The 20,909-nt window shown below is 61.0% G+C and carries 15 protein-coding genes; 6 read left to right on the top strand and 9 right to left on the bottom strand.

The window, feature by feature from the left end:
• Positions 1–72: 72 nt before the first annotated feature.
• Positions 73–648 (bottom strand): ANTAR domain-containing response regulator, encoded by a 576-nt coding sequence (locus JWU58_RS18420; protein WP_007916390.1) that lies wholly within the window; start codon positions 646–648, stop codon positions 73–75.
• Positions 649–663: 15 nt separating this feature from the next.
• Positions 664–1,875, bottom strand: coding sequence for a CmpA/NrtA family ABC transporter substrate-binding protein (locus JWU58_RS18415; protein ID WP_123443124.1), 1,212 nt, complete (start codon positions 1,873–1,875; stop codon positions 664–666).
• A gap of 217 nt (positions 1,876–2,092) precedes the next feature.
• Between JWU58_RS18415 and JWU58_RS18410 the strand changes: the two genes are divergently transcribed.
• A complete protein-coding gene (locus JWU58_RS18410) occupies positions 2,093–3,112 on the top strand; it encodes a quinone-dependent dihydroorotate dehydrogenase (RefSeq protein WP_071171588.1) in 1,020 nt (339 codons plus the stop codon).
• A gap of 300 nt (positions 3,113–3,412) precedes the next feature.
• Here JWU58_RS18410 and rmf read toward each other — a convergent pair whose 3' ends face one another.
• Positions 3,413–3,628: a ribosome modulation factor gene (rmf, locus tag JWU58_RS18405; protein WP_003223300.1), complete on the bottom strand. Its 216-nt coding sequence runs from the start codon at positions 3,626–3,628 to the stop codon at positions 3,413–3,415.
• 530 nt (positions 3,629–4,158) lie between these two features.
• On the opposite strand from rmf, the gene rlmKL reads away from it, so the two are divergent.
• Both rlmKL and JWU58_RS18395 read left to right on the top strand, forming a co-directional pair.
• Positions 4,159–6,429, top strand: a complete 2,271-nt coding sequence (gene rlmKL, locus JWU58_RS18400) for a bifunctional 23S rRNA (guanine(2069)-N(7))-methyltransferase RlmK/23S rRNA (guanine(2445)-N(2))-methyltransferase RlmL (RefSeq protein WP_024012311.1) — start codon at positions 4,159–4,161, stop codon at positions 6,427–6,429.
• Positions 6,430–6,573: 144 nt separating this feature from the next.
• Complete coding sequence (locus JWU58_RS18395) at positions 6,574–8,958, top strand: sensor domain-containing diguanylate cyclase (RefSeq protein WP_206420737.1); 2,385 nt, start codon at positions 6,574–6,576, stop codon at positions 8,956–8,958.
• A gap of 132 nt (positions 8,959–9,090) precedes the next feature.
• Here JWU58_RS18395 and dacB read toward each other — a convergent pair whose 3' ends face one another.
• Positions 9,091–10,551, bottom strand: a complete 1,461-nt coding sequence (dacB, locus tag JWU58_RS18390; protein WP_206420736.1) for a D-alanyl-D-alanine carboxypeptidase/D-alanyl-D-alanine endopeptidase — start codon at positions 10,549–10,551, stop codon at positions 9,091–9,093.
• Between the two features lie 234 nt (positions 10,552–10,785).
• On the opposite strand from dacB, the gene JWU58_RS18385 reads away from it, so the two are divergent.
• The gene (locus tag JWU58_RS18385) at positions 10,786–11,130 is read left to right on the top strand and encodes a YggL family protein (protein WP_016773843.1); all 345 of its coding nucleotides are present in this window, start codon (positions 10,786–10,788) and stop codon (positions 11,128–11,130) included.
• A gap of 141 nt (positions 11,131–11,271) precedes the next feature.
• Here JWU58_RS18385 and JWU58_RS18380 read toward each other — a convergent pair whose 3' ends face one another.
• Positions 11,272–12,462, bottom strand: coding sequence for a benzoate/H(+) symporter BenE family transporter (locus JWU58_RS18380; RefSeq protein ID WP_206420735.1), 1,191 nt, complete (start codon positions 12,460–12,462; stop codon positions 11,272–11,274).
• Positions 12,463–12,821: 359 nt separating this feature from the next.
• Between JWU58_RS18380 and JWU58_RS18375 the strand changes: the two genes are divergently transcribed.
• Complete coding sequence (locus JWU58_RS18375; RefSeq protein WP_007918375.1) at positions 12,822–13,586, top strand: GntR family transcriptional regulator; 765 nt, start codon at positions 12,822–12,824, stop codon at positions 13,584–13,586.
• Positions 13,587–13,836: 250 nt separating this feature from the next.
• On the opposite strand, the gene guaD is transcribed toward JWU58_RS18375, so the two are convergent.
• The 4 genes from guaD to xdhA all read right to left on the bottom strand — a co-directional run bounded on the left by guaD (position 13,837) and on the right by xdhA (position 19,979).
• Entirely contained in the window at positions 13,837–15,141 is a 1,305-nt protein-coding gene (gene guaD / locus JWU58_RS18370; protein ID WP_206420734.1) for a guanine deaminase, read from the bottom strand.
• 13 nt (positions 15,142–15,154) lie between these two features.
• Entirely contained in the window at positions 15,155–16,012 is an 858-nt protein-coding gene (xdhC, locus tag JWU58_RS18365; protein WP_073473987.1) for a xanthine dehydrogenase accessory protein XdhC, read from the bottom strand.
• Positions 16,013–16,138: 126 nt separating this feature from the next.
• Positions 16,139–18,532 carry a xanthine dehydrogenase molybdopterin binding subunit gene (gene xdhB / locus JWU58_RS18360; protein ID WP_206420733.1) on the bottom strand — a complete coding sequence of 798 codons (2,394 nt, stop codon included), beginning with the start codon at positions 18,530–18,532 and terminating at the stop codon, positions 16,139–16,141.
• The gene (xdhA, locus tag JWU58_RS18355) at positions 18,525–19,979 is read right to left on the bottom strand and encodes a xanthine dehydrogenase small subunit (RefSeq protein ID WP_206420732.1); all 1,455 of its coding nucleotides are present in this window, start codon (positions 19,977–19,979) and stop codon (positions 18,525–18,527) included. The genes xdhB and xdhA overlap by 8 nt, the downstream gene beginning before the upstream one ends.
• 268 nt (positions 19,980–20,247) lie before the next feature.
• Between xdhA and JWU58_RS18350 the strand changes: the two genes are divergently transcribed.
• Positions 20,248–20,907, top strand: coding sequence for a GntR family transcriptional regulator (locus JWU58_RS18350; RefSeq protein ID WP_016773849.1), 660 nt, complete (start codon positions 20,248–20,250; stop codon positions 20,905–20,907).
• The last annotated feature ends 2 nt before the right edge of the window (positions 20,908–20,909 follow it).

Below are 20,909 nucleotides of genomic sequence, written 5' to 3'. Positions count from 1 at the left end.
CCACACTGGAATGTATGCCATCTGTGGGAGCGAGCCTGCTCGCGAAGAGGCCCGCACTGACAACACAAAATCTCAGCCCAGCAACTCACTCATGGCAATGATCTGCTCCGCCACCTGAATCAGCTTCTGCTGGCGGCTCATGGCCTGGCGGCGCATCAGCGTATAGGCCTCTTCCTCGTTGCAATCCTTCATCTTCATCAATAAACCCTTGGCCAGCTCAATGCGCTTGCGCTCGGCCAGTTGCTGGTCACGGGCCTGCAATTGCGCGCGCAGGGCCTGGTCACTCTCGAAGCGCGCCATCGCCACATCGAGAATCGGCTGCAACCGTTGTGCGTGAATGCCTTCGACGATGTAGGCACTGACCCCGGACTTGATCGCCTGACGCATCACCCCCGGGTCATGTTCGTCGGTAAACATCACGATCGGCCGGGGCTGGTCGCGGCTGACCAGCACCACTTGCTCCATGACATCGCGGCTCGGTGACTCGGTATCGATCAGGATCACGTCCGGGCGCACCGTTTCGACGCGCGCCGGCAGGTCGATGGTCAGGCCGGACTCGTCGATTACCTCGAAGCCGGCCTCGGTCAGCGCTGCTTTCAGGCGTCCGACTTTTTTCGCGGTGTCGTTGATCAGCAGAATGCGCAACATGTTCGCGGTCTCCTGTCAGCGCTGGGCGAGAAGCGGGGCGGCGTCGCAAAGGGCATGCAGCTTGAAACTCCGCGCATAGCCCGCCGGATCGCTGCCGTCCCAGACCTTGCCGTCGAGCAACTGGCTGCTGCGCAGGTCGGCGTGCGAAGCCGCAATACCGACAGCGCTCGCTGCCTCGCGGTACAGATCCAGACGCTGAACCTGGCGGGCGACGGCCAGATAATCCGGATCCTCGCGCAACAGACCCCAGCGACGGAACTGGGTCATGAACCACATGCCGTCGGAAAGGTAGGGCAGATTGACCTCGCCATCGCCATGAAAACGCAGCGCATGCGGATCCTGCCAGCGATTGCCGAGGCCGTCGGCGTAATCCCCCATGAAACGCGGCTCGATGCACGCGGCGGGGGTGTCGAGGTACTCCGCAGCGCTGAGCAATTGCGCGGTACTGCGGCGGTTTTCCGGGCTTTCTTCGATGAAGCGACTGGCCTCAAGAATGGCCATCACCAGCGCCCGCGCAGTGTTGGGATATTGCTCGACGAATTCGCGGGTGCAGCCGAGGACTTTTTCCGGGTGGTCGGGCCAGATGCTCTGGCTGGTCGCCAGGGTGAAACCGAGATCCTGCTGCACGGCGCTGGCCGCCCACGGTTCGCCGACGCAAAAGCCGTCGATGCGCCCGGCTTGCAGGTGCGCAACCATTTGCGGCGGCGGCACGACCACGCTGTCGACGTCCTGCAACGGATGAATGCCCTGGCTCGCCAGCCAGTAATAAAGCCACATCGCATGGGTGCCGGTGGGAAAGGTCTGGGCGAAGGTCAGTTTTGCGCGGCTTTGGTGCACATGCCGATCGAGCGCTTCAGGACTGTTCACGCCAGCCTGTTGCAAACCATGGGACAGGTTCAGGCTCTGGCCATTCTGGTTCAGACCCATCAGCACTGCCATGTCGGTCGGGGCGACGCCGCCGATGCCCAGGTGCACCGCGTAAATCAGTCCGTACAGGCTGTGCGCGGCATCCAGTTCGCCGCTGACCAGTTTGTCGCGCAGGTTGGCCCATGACGCCTGACGCTTGAGGTTCAGGGTCAGGCCGTAGGGCTGGGCGAAGCCCTGAGTGGCGGCGACCACCACCGAGGCGCAGTCGCTCAGCGCCATGAAGCCGAGATTGATCGCGCTCTTTTCCGGCGCGTCGCTGCCATTGACCCAGGCCAGAGGCCCCAAGGACGTTTCGTTCATACGCTACCTCAAAAAAACGTCGTCCCGGATTCTGCGCAGGCAAAACCCGGGGACGACGCCATTGTCCTGGTCTGCGCGCCGTCATTGGTCGGCAGACTGATGAGCGGGGTGGTGCAAGGCATATGCCAGTCGCCTGATTCGCGCAGGCGCCTCGCGCCGGGGGACGATGCCCGGCTATAATCGCCGCCTCTTTTCGCCGCCCGAGTCATTGCCGCCCATGTACACCCTGGCCCGTCAGCTGTTGTTCAAACTTTCCCCGGAAACCTCCCACGATCTGTCGCTGGATCTGATCGGCGCGGGTGGACGTTTGGGCCTCAACGGCTTGCTGTGCAAGGCGCCGGCGAAAATGCCGGTGACCGTCATGGGGCTGGAGTTCCCGAACCCGGTGGGGCTGGCGGCAGGTCTGGACAAGAACGGCGCGGCCATCGACGGCTTTGCGCAACTGGGTTTCGGTTTTGTCGAAATCGGCACCGTGACCCCGCGTCCGCAGCCGGGTAACCCGAAACCACGGATCTTCCGCCTGCCGGAAGCCGAGGCGATCATCAACCGCATGGGCTTCAACAACCTCGGTGTGGATAACCTGCTGGCGCGGGTCGCTGCGGCAAAATACCAAGGCGTGCTGGGCATCAACATCGGCAAGAACTTCGATACCCCGGTCGAGCGTGCGGTCGACGATTACCTGATCTGCCTGGACAAGGTTTACGCCCACGCCAGCTACGTCACCGTCAACGTCAGCTCGCCAAACACCCCGGGCCTGCGCAGCCTGCAGTTCGGTGACTCGCTCAAGCAATTGCTCGCGGATCTGGCCACCCGTCGTGCCGAACTGGCCCTGCGTCACGGCAAGCATGTGCCGCTGGCGATCAAGATCGCGCCGGACATGACCGACGAAGAGACTGCGCAGGTTGCCCAGGCATTGATCGAAACCGGCATGGACGCGGTCATCGCCACCAATACGACTTTGAGCCGTGTCGGTGTTGAAGGCATGGAGCATGGCGACGAGGCGGGCGGTCTGTCGGGTGCGCCGGTGCGTGAGAAGAGCACCCACACTGTGAAGGTGCTGGCGGGCGAATTGGCCGGGCGTTTGCCGATCATTGCCGCGGGCGGCATTACCGAAGGCAAGCACGCGGCGGAGAAGATCACGGCAGGTGCAAGCCTGGTGCAGATCTATTCGGGCTTCATCTACAAAGGCCCGGCGCTGATTCGTGAATCGGTGGATGCGATCGCCGCGTTGCGCTGAGGATTGCGGAGGCCTTGTGGGAGCCTTTGTGGCGAGGGGATTTATCCCCGCTGGGCTGCTCAGCAGCCCCAAAGCCTTGCACAGTGATATGCCAGGTAGATTGAAGTTCGGACTTCGCGACTGCTGCGCAGCCGAGCGGGGATAAATCCCCTCGCCACGTGGATCCCGGTTAACCCTCTTTGCAGGCATAAAAAAGGGCTCCTCGAAGGAGCCCCTGGGCCGTAGCCCGCCGTCCGGGAAGGACGTGCGTGGTTAATTCATTGCAAATTCAGATTGTCGTGTCGGAATAAATGCCCTGTGTCAGCCGACGGCGTGAAGTTCGTTGAGTCTGTGGATTCCCGCAGTGCCGGTCATACCGTCCCAGTTGTCGCCGCGTCCTTCTCGCCAGCCGTTGATCCAGGCTTGACGTACCGACGGTAGAGTAAATGGGCAAAGCTCACGGGATTTGCCACCAACGCCATATTGATATCCGCGCAAAAATGCTCTTTCCAACGGATCACGCTTAAGTCTTCTCATAGGGTGTTTCCCTCACTTGTTGACTGTAGTGTCGCGTTGACCTCAATTGAGGTCTGGCAGAAAAAACCTGCCATCGTGCGGCTCGCTGCCGGCGTGGCGAGCCAAGGTGTTGACGCCGTTGCGACGTCAACCTGTGCTCAGTTCTAACCAATGAGTCACATAGAGGGAATGATCGTTTTGTCATAAGCACGTAACGTAAAGGATGCTATGGCGATAAGTAACCGCGTATTTATTCAACGTTCAATGCGCAAACCCCGGTATGATCGGCGCCCCGCTGACTCAGGGGGTTAATCCTTTAGTGAGAATGACCCACGTTTGCGCTTGGGTAATATTCGACGAAGGGTCGCTTTCGGTCTTTTTGTTGCACCAACTTTTTTATCTGTCCCGGCATCTAAGCTCTTTTAACCCGAGCAGCGGGGATGGAACGGCACACCTTCGTGCCACGCGGGCGCTCTTTCAGAAAAGCGCCTGATTGAAAACCGGGTCGGCAATGCGTTGCCGGCCCACTAGCCAAAGGCTCTGGAATTACCATGTCCGATCGTTTCGAACTCTTCCTCACTTGCCCCAAAGGCCTTGAAGGCCTGCTCATCGAGGAAGCCGTCGGGCTTGGCCTTGAAGAAGCGCGCGAGCACACCTCCGCCGTGCGTGGCATGGCGACCATGGAAACCGCCTATCGCCTGTGCCTCTGGTCGCGTCTGGCCAACCGTGTGTTGCTGGTGCTCAAGCGTTTCCCGATGAAGGACGCCGAAGACCTCTACCACGGCGTGCTCGACATCGACTGGCAGGATCACATGCTCAGCGATGGCACCCTGGCCGTCGAATTCAGCGGCCACGGTTCGGGCATCGACAACACCCACTTCGGCGCGCTGAAAGTCAAAGACGCCATCGTCGACAAACTGCGCACGCCGCAGGGCGATCGTCCATCCATCGACAAACTCAACCCGGACCTGCGTATCCACCTGCGTCTGGATCGCGGCGAAGCGATTCTGTCCCTCGACCTTTCCGGCCACAGCCTGCACCAGCGCGGCTATCGCTTGCAGCAGGGCGCGGCGCCGCTGAAGGAAAACCTCGCGGCGGCAATCCTCATTCGCTCCGGTTGGCCGCGTATTGCTGCCGAAGGTGGCGCACTGGCTGACCCGATGTGCGGTGTCGGTACGTTCCTCGTCGAAGCCGGGATGATCGCCGCCGACATGGCGCCAAACCTGCGCCGCGAGCAGTGGGGCTTTACCGCGTGGCTCGGTCACGTGCCGGCACTGTGGAAAAAACTTCACGAAGAAGCCGTCGAGCGTGCCGCCGCCGGTCTGGCCAAACCGCCGCTGTGGATTCGCGGTTACGAAGCCGATCCACGATTGATTCAGCCAGGCCGCAACAACGTTGAACGTGCCGGCCTCAGCGAGTGGATCAAGATCTACCAAGGCGAAGTGGCGACCTTCGAGCCGCGCCCGGACCAGAACCAGAAAGGTCTGGTGATCTGCAACCCGCCGTACGGCGAGCGTCTCGGTGACGAAGCCAGCCTGCTGTATCTCTATCAGAACCTCGGCGAGCGTCTGCGTCAGGCCTGCCTGAACTGGGAAGCGGCGGTGTTCACCGGCGCCCCGGATCTGGGCAAGCGCATGGGTATCCGCAGCCACAAACAGTATTCGTTCTGGAACGGCGCGCTGCCGTGCAAACTGCTGCTGATCAAGGTTCTGCCCGATCAGTTCGTCACTGGCGAACGTCGCACTCCGGAACAGCGTCAGGCCGAGCGCGAGCAAGCGGCTTACGATCAAACCCCGGACGAGCCGCAAGAGCGCAAGTTCAACAAGAACGGCAACCCGATCAAGCCGACGCCAGCCCCGGCGCCAGTGATTGAGCAGCCGCGCTTGAGTGAAGGCGGGCAGATGTTTGCCAATCGCTTGCAGAAAAATCTCAAGGCGATGGGCAAGTGGGTCAAGCGCGAAGGCATCGATTGCTACCGCGTTTACGATGCCGACATGCCGGAATACGCGATGGCCATCGACCTGTACCACGACTGGGTGCACGTTCAGGAATACGCCGCGCCGAAATCCATCGACCCGGAAAAAGCCTCGGCGCGCATGTTCGATGCGCTGGCGGCCATTCCGCAGGCGTTGAACGTCGACAAGAACCGCGTGGTGGTCAAGCGCCGCGAGCGCCAGAGCGGCACCAAGCAGTACGAGCGTCAGGCTGCGCAGGGCAAGTTCGTCGAGGTCAATGAAGGTGGCGTGAAGTTGCTGGTCAACCTCACCGACTACCTCGACACCGGCCTGTTCCTCGATCACCGGCCGATGCGCATGCGCATTCAGAAAGAGGCGGCCGGCAAACGCTTCCTCAATCTGTTCTGTTACACCGCGACCGCCAGCGTGCACGCGGCCAAGGGTGGCGCGCGCAGCACCACCAGCGTCGACCTGTCGAAAACCTATCTGGACTGGGCGCGGCGCAACTTGTCGTTGAACGGCTTCTCCGACAAGAACCGTCTGGAGCAGGGCGATGTGATGGCGTGGCTGGAAAGCAGCCGTGACGAATACGACCTGATCTTCATTGACCCGCCGACGTTCTCCAACTCCAAGCGCATGGAAGGCATCTTCGATGTGCAGCGCGATCAGGTGCAGTTGATCGACTTGGCGATGGCGCGGCTGGCACCGGGTGGCGTGCTGTATTTCTCCAACAACTTCCGCAAGTTCCAGTTGGAGGAAAACCTCGCCGAGCGTTATGCGGTCGAGGAAATCAGTGCGCAGACCATTGATCCGGATTTCGCCCGCAATACCAAGATCCACCGCGCCTGGAAAATCACGGCTCGTTGACGCTTTCACTGGTTGGATCCACAGAGCGTTGATTTTTAACGGCTCGGTGGATCCAGCGGTGCTGGCTAAATTAGTGGCTAATAGCTATAACTCACACACCGCCAATGGGGTTTTCCCGCAAATCTGGCGGAGTGAGTCGTGCTTATGCCGTTGCACCCCGTGCGCCCGAAAATCCTCGGTTTCATCAGCGAAGACGTTTCAGCCTGGCTGGTCGCTTTGCTGGTGTTGCTTGCCGGCGGGATTCTCACCGGGCTGCTCGCATGGGGCACCTTCAACCAGTTTCAGCAACAATCGCGTCAGCGTTTCCAACTGCTGGCCAACGAACGCTACAGCCGCATCGCCGAACGTTTTCAGGACCAAGAGCAACGTCTCGATAGTCTGCGGCGGTTCTTCGCCAACTCCGAATCGGTGTCCCGCGCTGAGTTCGATGGTTACTCTCGCCCCTTATTGCTGCGCACCCAGGCCTACACCTACGCGCCGCGAGTCAGCGGTGCCGAACGGGCCGCGTTTGAACAGCAGGTGCGTGACGAAGGCCTGAGCGAGTTCACCATTCGCGAACTGGACGCCAAAGGCGAATTGCAACTGGCGGCGCCGCGCGACGAATACGTGCCGGTGCTCTACACGCAAACCCAAAGCCGACTGGCGCCACCGCTGGGCTACGACTTGCTCGCCCAACCCTTGCGCCGCGAAACCCTGCAACGCGCCGACCAGCTCGGCAGCATGGCGGTGTCGCAACCGATGCATCTGGTCGGGATTGAGCCGTCGTATGCGCGTGGTGTGCTGCTGCTGGCGCCGGTCAGTCGCGCTGGAGAGTCGCAGCCATTCGGCTATGTGATGGCGGTGATCAGCATGCGCCAGTTGCTCGCCGACGGACTGCCCGATGCCCTGCACGATTACCTGTCGGTGCGCATTCTCGACCTGTCGACCCAGGATCAGCACGAAGCGCTGTTCGAATCGAGCAACGAGGCGGTGCCCGGCGATCTGGCGGCGACGCGCTTGCTGCGCATGGCCGATCACGACTATCAGGTCGATATCCTGCCGAGCGAAGCGTTCATGCAAGCCAACCATTCGTCGGTGGGCAGCGTGATCATTCTGGGCGGTTTGCTCAGCGCACTGCTCAGCGCCTTGCTTTACGTGCTGGTCAGCCAGCGCCAGCGCGCGGTGCGCCTGGTCGAGGTGCGCACCCAGGAGTTGCACGAGCGCGAGCAGGAATTGCGCGGCACCCACGGTCAACTGCGCGGCGTTCTGAATGCCGCCACTCAGGTCGCGATCATCGCCACCGACCTGCGCGGGGTGATCAACACCTTCAACCCCGGCGCCGAGCAAATGCTCGGCTACAGCAGCGCCGAAGTCGTTGGGCGCATGACCCTGGAGAACCTGCATTTACCACGGGAACTGGCGGCGCGTTCGGCCGAGTTGAGTGCGCGCTACGGCAAAAGCATTCCGACTTGCCACGCGATGCTGGTCGAGGGCGGCGAGGTCGGCGGCCACGAGGCACGCGAATGGACCCTGGTGCGCAGCGACGGCAGTCATCTGCCGGTGAACATGCTCGCCACCCCGGTGCTTGACGAGCAAGGCCTGTGGGTCGGTCATCTGGCGATCTGCATCGACATCACCGAGCGCAAACGCGTGCACGAAGTGCTGGCAGCACGCGACACATTGCTGAAGAAGCTCAGCGCCCATGTTCCCGGTGGCATCTACCAATTCAAGATGGAATTCGACGGACGCTTCAGCGTGATCTACGCCAGCGATGGCATCCGCGAAATCTACGAGCTGGAGCCGGATGTGCTGCTGCTCGACTCCGAGGCGATCTTCAGTCGTATCCACCCGCAGGATGCGATTCGCGTGCGCAGCTCGATCCGCGAATCGGCGGAAAACCTCAGCCCCTGGCGCGAAGAGTACCGCGTGCAATTGCCCGAGCGCGGTCTGCGCTGGGTGCGCGGCGAGGCGACACCGGAAGAGCTGCCGGGCGGCGGGGTGCTGTGGCACGGTTATATCTCGGATATCTCCGATCTCAAGCGCGTGGAAGAAGAATTGCGCGCGTTGTCGATCACCGACTCGCTGACCGGCATTCACAACCGCCGCTATTTCCAGGAACGCCTGACCACCGAAATGGCCCGGGTCGAGCGTGGCGGCGGTGAGCTGTCGGTGATCATGCTCGACATCGACCACTTCAAGCGCATCAACGATCAGTTCGGCCACGCCGTCGGCGACCGCGTGTTGCAGGCAGTCTGCGAGCGGATCGGCCATCGCCTGCGCCGCACCGACGTGTTCTGCCGTTTGGGCGGCGAAGAGTTCATGGTGCTGTGCCCGGACATCGACGGCGAACACGCCTATATGCTGGCGATGGAGTTGTGGGAAGGTTTGCGCAGCGCGCCGGTAGATGTGGTCGGCTTGGTCACCGCGAGTTTCGGCATCGCCAGCTGGCGCCCGGGGGAGGGCGCAGATGCGCTGTTGCTGCGCGCTGACTCAGGGGTTTACGCGGCGAAGCAGAATGGCCGGGATCGGGTTGAGCGGGAGATGAGCTGAGCCTGGCGCAAAACCAGTGTGTGAGCGAGCTTGCTCGCGAAAGCGGTCGAACAGTCAATGGGTATTGACTGTTCTGACGTCTTCGCGAGCAAGCTCGCTCCCACAGGGTTTGAAGGTGTTTTCAGAATCCGCTTACAGCACCGAAGCGGTCAGCGGCAGTTTCGGCTGTTTGTACAGATCCAGCAGCACCTGATCGAGCACCGACGAGGCGCCGAACGGGGCCTTGTCGTTGAGGATCGCTACCACTGCCCAGGTATTGCCATTCACATCACGGCTGAAACCGGCAATCGCGCGCACGGTATTCAGGGTGCCGGTCTTGACGTGCGCCTCACCGCGCATCGCCGTGGTTTTCAGGCGTTTGCGCATGGTGCCGTCGGTACCGGCAATCGGCAGCGAGCTGATGTACTCGGCGGCGTACGGGCTGTGCCAGGCGGCCTGCAGCATGTTGGCCATCTCACGTGCACTGACCCGCTCGGCCCGCGACAGACCAGAGCCATTCTCCATCACCAGATGCGGCGCGGTGATGCCTTTCTTCGCCAGCCACTGCCGCACTACGCGCTGCGCAGCCCGCGCGTCATCACCGTCGGCATCGTTGCGGAAACGCTGGCCAAGGCTGAGGAACAGCTGCTGGGCCATGGTGTTGTTACTGTATTTGTTGATGTCGCGGATGATCTCGGCCAGATCCGGCGAGTACGCGCGGGCGAGCAGTTTGGCGCCGCTCGGCGTTGGCGCCAGACGATCCTTGCCTTGAATGCTGCCACCCAGCTCCTTCCAGATCGCCCTTACGGCGCCGGCGGTGTAGGTCGCATGGTCGAGCAGCGACAGGTAAGTCTGCGAGCTGCAGCCTTCGCCCAATTGGCCGCCGACGGTCACGGTCACGCTGCCATCGGCCTGCGGCACCGGGTTGTAGCGCACGCCGCCGGTGCATTGCTTGGACGGCAGCGCCTTGACGGTGTTTTCGATACGAATGCTGGCAATCGGCGGCTCAACCGAAATCAGTACGCGGCCACCGTCATTGCGCGCGACGAAGCGCAGGGCCTTGAGGTTGACCAGCAGCGAGTCGGGCTTGACCAGGAACGGCTTGTTGTCGTCGTTGCCGTCATCGTTGAATTCCGGCAATTGCGGCTGCACGAAGAAGTTGCGGTCGAGGATCAGATCGCCGGTGATCTGGGTCACGCCGTTGGCGCGCAGGTCGCGCATCAGCAGCCAGAGTTTTTCCATGTTCAGCTTCGGGTCACCGCCGCCCTTGAGGTAGAGGTTGCCGTTGAGAATGCCGCCGCTCAGGGTGCCATCGGTGTAGAACTCGGTTTTCCACTGATGGTTGGGGCCGAGCATTTCCAGCGCCGCGTAAGTGGTGACCAGTTTCATTGTCGAGGCCGGATTGACCGAGACGTCGGCGTTGAACACGGTCGGCGTGCCCGGACCGTCGAGCGGCACCATCACCAGCGACAGCGCAGTGGGCTGCAACTTGCTGGCCTTGAGGGCTTTTTCGACGTTCGGGGTGAGGGAAGTGTTGATGGTGGCAGCGGAGACAGGCAGGGCCAGAGGCAGAAGAAGGCCGGCGAGAAACAGTGGACGCAACGATTTGATCATATGCAATAAAACCCTGCAAAAGAGGGGAAAAAAGACGAGGACATGGATGAAAAGGCCCTCAGTGGTCATGAAAGTGTCGGCATTATGCCCCAAGCTGTAACAGCTTGTGCCGTGTCAGGCCCGGCCAATCGCTTATTTTTTTACAGGCGGTCGGCCGCAGCGACCAGAGAGTCGGGCAATCGCCGGCTTAAACTGGTAAAGTGCCGGCCGTTATTACTTAAGAGGATTGTTCCAATGGCGACTAACCGTTCCCAGCGTCTGCGCAAAAAACTGTGCGTTGATGAATTTCAAGAGCTGGGTTTCGAACTGAACCTGGACTTCAAAGAAGACTTGTCCGAAGAAGCCATTGACGCTTTCCTCGAAGCATTCATCAAAGAAGCCATGGAAGCCAACGGTCTGGGTTATGTTGGCGGCGACGACTTCGGTCTGGTGTGCCTGCAGAAGCGTGGCTCGGTCAACGAAGAGCAGCGCGCTGCCGTTGAAGCCTGGCTGAAAAACCGCTCCGAGCTGACCAAGTACGAAGTCAGCCCGCTGCTGGACGTGTGGTATCCGGAAAAGCCGATCAACGCGGCTAAGTGATACTGAAAAAAACGGCGACCTGAGGGTCGCCGTTTTTTTTCGTGGATCAAAAGATCGCAGCCTCGTTTCACTCGTCAGCTCCTACCTGTTCGCGATCCCCTGTAGGAGCTGTCGAGTGCAACGAGGCTGCGATCTTTGCTTCTAGGCTTTACGCCAATTCAAAATCACCAACGTCACCACCCCCGCAACAATCCCCCAGAACGCCGAACCAATGGAAAACAGTGTCAGCCCCGACGCCGTGACCATAAACGTAATCAACGCCGCTTCCCGTTCCTTCACCTCGCTCATGGCAATGCTCAAGCCATTGATGATCGAGCCGAACAGCGCCAGCGCGGCAATCGACAGCACCAGTTCTTTCGGCAACGCCGCAAACAATGCCGCCAACGTCGCGCCGAACACCCCGGCAATCCCGTAGAACACCCCGCACCAGACCGCTGCGGTGTAGCGCTTGTTGCGATCTTCATGGGCATGCGGGCCGGTGCAGATCGCCGCGCTGATCGCTGCGAGGTTGATGCCGTGGGAGCCGAACGGCGCCAACAGCAGCGAGGCGATGCCGGTGGTGGTGATCAGTGGCGAGGCCGGGACGTTATAGCCATCGGCACGCAGCACGGCGATGCCGGGCATGTTCTGCGAGGTCATCGCCACCACGAACAGCGGAATGCCGATGCTGATGGTCGCGGCCAGGGAGAAGTGCGGCGTGGTCCACACCGGGGTGGCCACTTCCAGGTGAAAGCCGCTGAAATCCAGCAGCCCCATGAAGCCCGACAGCGCGGTGCCGATCAGCAGCGCCGCGAGCACGGCATAGCGTGGCGACAGGCGCTTGACCAGTAGATAAGTGAAGAACATTCCCAGCACCAGCCCGGTACGGTGTTGCGCGGCGACGAAGATTTCGCTGCCGATCTTGAACAGGATCCCTGCCAGCAGAGCTGCCGCCAAAGAGGCCGGGATCTTTTTCACCAGCCGTTCGAAGCTGCCGGTCAGGCCGCAGATCGTTACCAGTACCGCGCACGTGATGTAGGCGCCGATCGCCTCGCCGTAACTGACGCCGCCCAGGCTGGTGATCAGCAACGCCGCGCCGGGGGTCGACCAGGCGATGGTGATCGGTGTGCGATAGCGCAGCGACAGGCCGATCGAACACACTGCCATGCCGATCGAAATCGCCCAGATCCACGAGGAAATCTGCCCGCTGCTCAGGCCGGCCGCTTGCCCGGCCTGGAACATCAGCACCAGCGAACTGGTGTAACCGGTCATCATCGCGATGAAACCGGCGACGATGGCGGAAGGCGAAGTGTCGGCCAGAGGGCGCAGGCGGGCGTGGGTGGCGTCGGTCATGACGGCGGTGTTCCTTATACCAATGGAGATGTCCGCCACAACACAGAACCTCTGTGGGAGCGAGCCTGCTCGCGAAAGCGGTAGGTCAGTCAACATTCATAGTGAATGTGGAATGGCTTTCGCGAGCAGGCTCGCTCCCACGAGGGGATTGCGGTCATGCAGCGGATTCTGCGATCAAGCCTAAACTCAAACGTAACTCAGCGTTGCAATACAGCCGCAGGCGCAAACAGCCGTACAGTCGTGTTGCCACCATTCATTGTGTACAATCGCGCTGTTTTTTACGCGATACTTGCCAGCGACCTACTGTGCCGTATTACAGTCACGGTCTATTCGCCGCAGTTTTCCCGACTCGAGTGCCCATGAACGAACAGTTGCAACCCCTCAAGAAACAACCGCGAGCAGGCAAAGCCGGCCGCAGCGGAACCCAGGACGATATTGTCTACGCGCATATCTTCGAGGCCATCCTCGAACAGCGTCTGGCGCCCGGTACCAAGTTGAGCGAAGAAGCGCTGGGGGAAATCTTCGGGGTCAGCCGCACCATCATTCGTCGCGCGCTGTCGCGTCTGGCCCATGAAGGCGTGGTGCTGTTGCGGCCCAATCGTGGTGCCGTGGTCGCCAGCCCGAGCGTTGAAGAGGCGCGTCAGGTGTTTCTCGCCCGGCGTCTGGTCGAGCGGGCGATCACTGAACTGGCGGTGCAACATGCCACGGCCGAGCAGATCGCCGAACTGCGGCAGATGGTCAACGACGAGCGCGACAGTTTCTCGCGCGGCGATCGCGGTGCCGGTATTCGTCTGTCGGGTGAATTCCACCTGAAACTGGCGGAAGCGGCAATGAACGCACCGTTGATCAGCTTCCAGCGCAGCCTGGTGTCGCAGACTTCATTGATCATCGCCCAGTACGAAAGCGGCAACCGCTCGCATTGTTCGTACGACGAACACACCCAGTTGATCGACGCCATCGAAAAGCGCGACGGTGAACTGGCGGTGAACCTGATGATGCATCACATGGATCACATCGACAGCAAGCTCAACCTCGACGAGGAAGGCGCGTCGGATGATCTGCATGCGGTGTTCTCGCATTTGTTGCAGACCAAGAAGCCGGGGCGTCCAGCGGCCAAGCTCTGATCTGAAACCGAGTCGCGGCTTTCGCGAGCAGGCTCGCTCCCACAAGGGAATGCATTTCAAAGGTGGGAGCGAGCTTGCTCGCGAAGGCGATCTGACAGGCAATAAAAATCCCCCGGGGTAAACACCACCGGGGATGATCGTTCCCACGCTCTGCGTGGGAACGACTCTAGGGACGCTCCGCGTCCACTGACGCGGAGCGTCACGGGCTGCATTCCCACGCAGAGCGTGGGAACGATCAGTGCAGGAAAACCTAGCGCTGATGCACCAGCGCCCCCGCTGCATACGTCTGCGCCACGGTGCGGTCATCGCCCAGGGTCATCAGCACAAACAACGTCTCGGCGATGTTATTCGACTGTTTCAAGCGGTAGCTCAGCAGCGGCGTGGCGTTGTAATCCAGTACCAGGAAGTCGGCATCACTGCCCGGTTGCAGGTTGCCGATCTTGTCTTCCAGACGCAGCGCCCGCGCGCCACCCAACGTCGCCAGATACAACGATTTGAACGGACTCAGGCGCGCGCCTTGCAGTTGCATCACCTTGTACGCTTCGTTCAGCGTCTGCAGCAGCGAGAAACTGGTGCCGCCGCCAACGTCGGTGCCGAGGCCGACGTTGAGCTTGTGCTTCTCGGCCATCGGCAGGTTGAACAGGCCGCTGCCGAGGAACAGGTTCGAGGTCGGGCAGAACGAGATCGCCGAGCCGGTTTCCGCCAGGCGCGCGCATTCTTCGTCACACAGGTGCACGCCGTGGGCGAATACCGAGCGTTCGCCGAGCAATTGGTAATGATCGTAGACGTCGAGGTAGCCCTTGCGCTCCGGGAACAGCTCCTTGACCCACTCGATCTCCTTGAGGTTCTCGCTGATGTGGGTCTGCATGTACAGATCCGGATATTCCGTCAGCAATTGCCCGGCCAGGGTCAGTTGTTCCGGAGTGCTGGTCGGCGCAAAACGCGGCGTCACCGCATAGTGCAAGCGACCCTTGCCGTGCCAGCGCTCGATCAGCGCCTTGCTGTCGACGTAGCTGGATTCGGCGGTATCGACCAGATAATCCGGGGCATTGCGGTCCATCATCACCTTGCCGGCGATCATGCGCAGATCTAGCTTTTCCGCCGCTTCGAAAAACGAATTCACCGATTGCGGATGCACGCTGCCGAACACCAGCGCCGTGGTGGTGCCGTTGCGCAGCAGTTCCTTGATGAAAATATCGGCCACTTCGTCGGCGTGAGCCTTATCACTAAACTGGCTTTCGCAGGGAAAGGTGTAGGTGTTCAGCCAGTCGAGCAATTGCTCGCCGTAGGAGCCGACCATGCCGGTTTGCGGCAGGTGAATGTGCGTATCGATAAAGCCCGGAGTGATCAGCGCATCCTGATAATGGTTGATCTCGATATCCGCCGGCAGGGTCGGCAGCAGTTCGCTGGCGTGGCCGAGGGCGCTGATTTTGCCGTCATCGATCACCAGCAGGCCGTCCTCGAAATATTCATAGGAGGCTTCGATGCCGACTTCGGCAGGGTCGGCGATGCTGTGCAGAATGGCGGCGCGGTAGGCTTTGCGAGTCAGAGGCATGAGGGTTCTCTAATCAGTTTGAGGCTTTGAGTTTGGCGGACTGGCTGCGGCGCGAGGCGGGCAGCAATCGGGCAATCGGTTCGGCGCGGGCGCTGTGCTGGCCGAAGTTGGCGTTATAGGTGGCGATGATTTCACCGGCGATGGAGATGGCGATTTCCACAGGCAGTTTGCCTTTGACTTCGCCGATGCCCATCGGGCAGCGCATGCGCTGCACCACGCTCGGGTCGAAACCACGATCACGCAGGCGGTGTTCGAATTTGGCGCGTTTGGTTTTCGAGCCGATCAGGCCGAACCAAGTGAAATCGTTACGCTTGAGAATCGCCGCGGTCAGCTCCAGATCGAGCTGATGGTTGTGGGTCATGACGATGCAGTAGCTGCCGGCGGGCAGATCATCGACTTCGTCCACCGGCTCTTCGCTGACGATTTTACGCACGCCGTGGGGAATGTGTTCGGGGAACTCGGCCTCGCGCGAATCGATCCAGCGCACCCGGCAGGGCAGGCTGGCCAGCAGCGGCACGAGGGCGCGCCCGACATGGCCGGCACCGAATACGGCAATCTGTGCCTGCACCTGGCCCATGGGTTCGAACAGCAACACCGTGGCGCCGCCGCAGCACTGGCCGAGGCTGGCACCGAGGCTGAAGCGCTCCAGGTGGGTGTCCTGCTTACCGCTGGCGAGCATCTCGCGGGCGATCTGCATGGCTTTGAATTCCAGATGCCCGCCACCAATGGTGTCGAACAGGCGGTCGGCACTGACGACCATTTTCGAGCCGGCGTTGCGTGGCGTCGAACCGAGTTCTTCGATGATCGTCACCAGCACACAGGGCTCGCCCTGATTCTGCAGGTCGGCGAGGGCGTCGATCCAGTTGTACATACACACCTCTCAGATCGTTCCCACGCTCTGCGTGGGAATGCATCACTGGACGCTCCGCGTCCGCTGTTCAGGATGCGACGCAGAGCGTCGCGGGCTGCATTCCCACGCAGAGCGTGGGAACGATCATCAAACAACCGCGGTTTCAGCTTCGACAGCTTTCACCGCTTTGAGCTGGCGCATCTGCTCGCAGCCCCACAACACCCGCTCCGGCGTGGCCGGCGCATCGATCTTCGGCTGATGCTGATAATCACCGAGGCTCGCCACCGCGTCCTTGATCGCGCACCACGCGGCGATGCCGAGCATGAACGGCGGTTCACCGACGGCTTTGGAATGGAACACCGTGTCTTCCGGGTTCTTGCGGTTTTCCACCAGCTTCACCCGCAGATCCAGCGGCATGTCCGCCACCGCCGGGATCTTGTAGCTGGCCGGGCCGTTGGTCATCAGCTTGCCTTTGTTGTTCCAGACCAGCTCTTCCATGGTCAGCCAGCCCATGCCCTGGACGAAACCGCCCTCGACCTGACCGATGTCGATCGACGGGTTCAGCGAGGCGCCGACGTCGTGCAGGATGTCGGTGCGCAGCATCTTGTACTCGCCGGTCAGGGTGTCGACGATCACTTCGCAGCAGGCTGCGCCGAAAGCGAAGTAATAGAACGGACGCCCACGCGCCTGACTGCGGTCGTAATAGATTTTCGGGGTCTTGTAGAAGCCAGTGCTCGACAGCGAGACCTGATTGAAATATGCCTGTTGGATCAGCGCTTCGAAGGTCAGAATCTGCTCGCGCACCCGCACGTGGCCGTTGCGGAATTCGACGTCTTCTTCGCTGACTTTGTAGTGCCGCGCGGCGAATTCGACCAGGCGTTGCTTGATGGTCTGTGCTGCGTTCTGCGCGGCTTTGCCGTTCAGGTCGGCGCCGCTGGAAGCAGCGGTCGGAGAGGTGTTCGGCACTTTGTCGGTGTTGGTCGCAGTGATCTGCACACGATCGATTTCGACCTGGAACACTTCCGCCACGACCTGGGCTACTTTGGTATTCAGGCCCTGACCCATTTCCGTACCGCCGTGGTTCAAGTGGATGCTGCCGTCGGTGTAGATGTGAATCAGCGCACCGGCCTGGTTCAAGAAGCTCGCGGTGAAGGAAATACCGAATTTCACCGGAGTCAGCGCCAGGCCTTTTTTGAGGATCGGGCTGTTGGCGTTGTAGCGGCGGATCGCTTCGCGGCGCTCGGCGTACTGGCTGCTTTCTTCCAGTTCGGCGGTCATCTCTTCGAGCATGTTGTGCTCGACGGTCTGGTAGTAGTGGGTGACGTTGCGCTCGGTCTTGCCGTAGTAGTTGGCTTTGCGCACCGCCAGCGGGTCGAGCTTCAAGTGCCGGGCAATCGCGTCCATCACTTCTTCGATGGCGACCATGCCTTGCGGGCCGCCGAAGCCGCGATAAGCAGTATTCGAGGCGGTGTTGGTCTTGCAACGGTGACCGTTGATGGTGGCATCGCCGAGATAGTAGGAGTTGTCCGAGTGGAACATCGCGCGGTCAACGATCGAGGCGGACAAGTCCGGCGAGCAACCGCAGTTTCCGGCCAGCTCCATGTTGATCCCGTGCAGACGGCCGCTGCTGTCGAAGCCGACGTCGTACTCGACGTAGAACGGGTGGCGCTTGCCGGTCATCAGCATGTCTTCGACGCGCGGCAGGCGCATCTTGGTCGGTTGGCCGGTGAGGTGCGCGACCACCGCGCACAGGCACGCCGGGCTCGCAGCCTGGGTTTCCTTGCCACCGAAACCACCGCCCATGCGGCGCATGTCGACGACGATCTTGTTCATCGACACGTCTAGCACTTCGGCGACCAGTTTCTGCACTTCAGTCGGGTTCTGCGTCGAGCAGTAGACGATCATGCCGCCATCTTCAGTAGGCATCACAGAGGAGATTTGTGTCTCCAGATAGAAGTGCTCCTGGCCGCCGATGTGCAGCGTGCCCTGAATGCGGTGTTTCGCCGTGGCCAGTGCAGAGGCCGAGTCGCCGCGCTGGTGGGTGTGGCTGTCGAGCACGAAATGGCGCTTGCGCAGGGCTTCGACGACGTCGAGCACCGGTTCCAGATCTTGGTATTCGATGATCGCCGCCATTGCTGCTTTGCGTGCGGTTTCCAGATCTTTCGCCGCTACCGCCAGCACTGGCTGGCCGACGAACTGCACGTCATCGATGGCCAGCAGTGGGTCGCCCGGCATCAGCGGGCCGATGTCTTTCAGACCTGGCACGTCTTCGTGGGTAATGACAATGCGCACGCCTTCGAAGGCGTAGCACGGCGACGTGTCGATGCTGAGGATTTTCGCGTGGGCGCGGTCCGACAGGCGCGCATACAGGTGCAACTGGTTGGGGAATTCCAGGCGATCGTCGATGTACTGCGCTTCACCGGACACATGCTTGGCGGCGCTGTCGTGCTTGACGCTGCGACCGACACCGGTGGTCAGATCCTTGGCGAACAATTCGGCCAATTCAGCCTGGGTCTTCTCTACGGCGTGATGATTAGACATAAGCGGTCACCCGAGTCTCGATGTGCGGTGTTTGCAGTTCGATGAAGTATTTGCGCAGCAGGTTCTGCGCGCTGAGCAGGCGATATTCCTTGCTGGCGCGGAAGTCCGAGAGCGGCGTGAAATCTTCGGCCAGCGCGGCGCAGGCGCGCTCGATCACGGCGTTGTTGAACGGTGCACCTTGCAGCACGGCTTCGCAGTGCGCAGCGCGTTTCGGAATCGCCGCCATGCCGCCGAAGGCCACGCGCGCGTCGCTGATCACGCCATTTTCCACGCGCAGATTGAAGGCAGCGCAGACGGCGGAGATGTCGTCATCCAGGCGCTTCGACACTTTATAGGCACGGAACAACTGCTCGGCGCTGGCGCGCGGGACGATGATTTTTTCGATGAACTCGCTTTCCTGGCGCGCGGTGACGCGGTAGTCGATGAAGTAATCTTCCAGGTTCAGCGTACGGCGGGTTTCGCCTTTGCACAGCACGATCTGCGCGCCGAGGGCGATCAGCAGCGGTGGCGAGTCACCGATCGGCGAGGCGTTGCCGATGTTGCCGCCGAGGGTGCCTTGATTGCGGATCTGCAACGAGGCGAAGCGGTGCAGCAATTCGCCGAAGTCCGGATATTCGGCATTCAACGCTTCGTAACAGTCGGAGAGAGCGGTGGCGGCGCCGATTTCGATGCGGTCATCGAAGGTTTCGATGCGCTTCATTTCGGCGACGTTACCGACATAGATCATCACCGGCAGAGTGCGGTGGAACTGGGTGACTTCCAGCGCCAGATCGGTGCCGCCGGCGAGCAGCCGTGCTTGTGGATAAGCGTCGTAGAGATCGGCCAGGTCAGCGACGGTCAGCGGCACCAGGCAGCGCTTGTCGCCGCTGTTGAGTTCGCCGATATCGGTCGGCGCGATGGTCTTGAGGCGGGCAATGGTTTCGGCTTCGCGGGCGTCGAACTGATCCGCAGGCTTGGCGCAGCAGGATTGTTCGGCAGCGGCGAGAATAGGGCGGTAGCCAGTGCAGCGGCAGAGGTTGCCAGCCAGCGCTTCGTGAGCCTTGGCCTGATCCGGCGCATCGCTGTTCTTTTGCAGGGCGAACAACGACATGACGAAACCGGGGGTGCAGAAGCCGCACTGCGAACCGTGGCACTCGACCATGGCTTTCTGCACGCTGTGCAGTTCGCCTTTGTGCTTGAGGTCTTCAACGCTGATCAGTTGTTTGCCGTGCAACGACGAGACGAAAGTCAGGCACGAGTTGAGGCTGCGATAGCGAATATGTTCACGCCCCGTGTCATCGGTCTGCAACTCGCCAACCACCACGGTGCAGGCGCCGCAGTCACCGCTGGCGCAACCTTCTTTGGTGCCGGGCTTGCCCACGTGTTCGCGCAGGTAATTGAGCACAGTCAGATTCGGGTCCAGGGCGTGCTCGCTACGGAGTTCCTGGTTAAGTAAAAACTGGATCACGGAAGGCCTCGCAGACTCATTATTGTTGTTAACCGACGTAAACCGAATTTAGCAGGTCTGACTTTTCGGTCAATGGTTTTCTGACTTAAAGGTCAGGAAAATCCGTTTCGTCGATCAACAGCGTGTCTATTCAGTATTGACCTTCATCGGTCACTGCGCTTTTTTGCGGGATTCGTGCCAAAAACCGCTGAGTGGGCACTCCGCCATGACCGCGCATTTGCGCTACACTGCGCCGCTTGTGCAGATCGATAGAGTTTGAAGGACAACCATGACGTTCAAGGCGCCGGACAGCCTCGCCGAGCAAATCGCTCACCACCTCGCCGAGCGCATCATTCGTGGCGAAATGAAGCCGGGAGAGCGCATCCAGGAACAGAAGGTCACGCTGGCGCTCAACGTCAGCCGCGGTTCGGTCCGCGAAGCCTTGCTGATCCTCGAGCGCCGTCACCTGATCGCGATCCTGCCGCGTCGTGGCGCCCACGTTACCGAGCTGACGCCGCACAAGGTGCAGAGCCTGTGCACGCTGATGAGCGAGCTGTACATCCTGCTCGGCAATTCGGTGGCCAATGGCTGGCAAGTGCAGTCGGACATGGCGCCGTTCGTGCAGATCCAGCAGCGCCTGACCGCCAGTTACGAGCGCGGCGATATCCGCAGCTTCGTCGATGACAGCTTTGCGGTGATGCGCGCCGCCTATCCGTTTGCCAACAATCCGTACCTGCAAGAAACCGTCGAGAACCTCCAGCCGGCGATGAGCCGCGCGTATTTCCTCGCCCTCGAACAGCGCAAGGCGGAAATGAGCGAATTCCTCGAACTGTTCGAACGCTTGCTCGCCGCCGTACTCGCCCGTGATTTGCCGCAGATCCGCATCGTGCTCACGGCGTATGCCCAGCGCAGCTGCGATCTGGTGGTGTCTGCGCTGACGGTTGCCTGAGC

It is taken from the genome of Pseudomonas atacamensis, from assembly GCF_017167965.1.
Classification (GTDB): Bacteria; Pseudomonadota; Gammaproteobacteria; order Pseudomonadales; family Pseudomonadaceae; genus Aquipseudomonas; species Aquipseudomonas atacamensis.
This window is presented reverse-complemented; position numbering and strand designations above follow the sequence as displayed.

What these genes read in the sequence shown, in the direction of transcription:
- JWU58_RS18410 (WP_071171588.1), top strand. Translation starts at nt 2,093, where the DNA reads ATGTACACCCTGGCCCGTCAGCTGTTGTTCAAACTTTCCCCGGAAACC.
- dacB (WP_206420736.1), bottom strand. Translation starts at nt 10,551, where the DNA reads ATGATCAAATCGTTGCGTCCACTGTTTCTCGCCGGCCTTCTTCTGCCT.
- JWU58_RS18415 (WP_123443124.1), bottom strand. Translation starts at nt 1,875, where the DNA reads ATGAACGAAACGTCCTTGGGGCCTCTGGCCTGGGTCAATGGCAGCGAC.
- JWU58_RS18380 (WP_206420735.1), bottom strand. Translation starts at nt 12,462, where the DNA reads ATGACCGACGCCACCCACGCCCGCCTGCGCCCTCTGGCCGACACTTCG.
- JWU58_RS18420 (WP_007916390.1), bottom strand. Translation starts at nt 648, where the DNA reads ATGTTGCGCATTCTGCTGATCAACGACACCGCGAAAAAAGTCGGACGC.
- JWU58_RS18375 (WP_007918375.1), top strand. Translation starts at nt 12,822, where the DNA reads ATGAACGAACAGTTGCAACCCCTCAAGAAACAACCGCGAGCAGGCAAA.
- xdhC (WP_073473987.1), bottom strand. Translation starts at nt 16,012, where the DNA reads ATGTACAACTGGATCGACGCCCTCGCCGACCTGCAGAATCAGGGCGAG.
- JWU58_RS18395 (WP_206420737.1), top strand. Translation starts at nt 6,574, where the DNA reads ATGCCGTTGCACCCCGTGCGCCCGAAAATCCTCGGTTTCATCAGCGAA.
- rmf (WP_003223300.1), bottom strand. Translation starts at nt 3,628, where the DNA reads ATGAGAAGACTTAAGCGTGATCCGTTGGAAAGAGCATTTTTGCGCGGA.
- JWU58_RS18350 (WP_016773849.1), top strand. Translation starts at nt 20,248, where the DNA reads ATGACGTTCAAGGCGCCGGACAGCCTCGCCGAGCAAATCGCTCACCAC.
- guaD (WP_206420734.1), bottom strand. Translation starts at nt 15,141, where the DNA reads ATGCCTCTGACTCGCAAAGCCTACCGCGCCGCCATTCTGCACAGCATC.
- rlmKL (WP_024012311.1), top strand. Translation starts at nt 4,159, where the DNA reads ATGTCCGATCGTTTCGAACTCTTCCTCACTTGCCCCAAAGGCCTTGAA.
- xdhB (WP_206420733.1), bottom strand. Translation starts at nt 18,532, where the DNA reads ATGTCTAATCATCACGCCGTAGAGAAGACCCAGGCTGAATTGGCCGAA.
- JWU58_RS18385 (WP_016773843.1), top strand. Translation starts at nt 10,786, where the DNA reads ATGGCGACTAACCGTTCCCAGCGTCTGCGCAAAAAACTGTGCGTTGAT.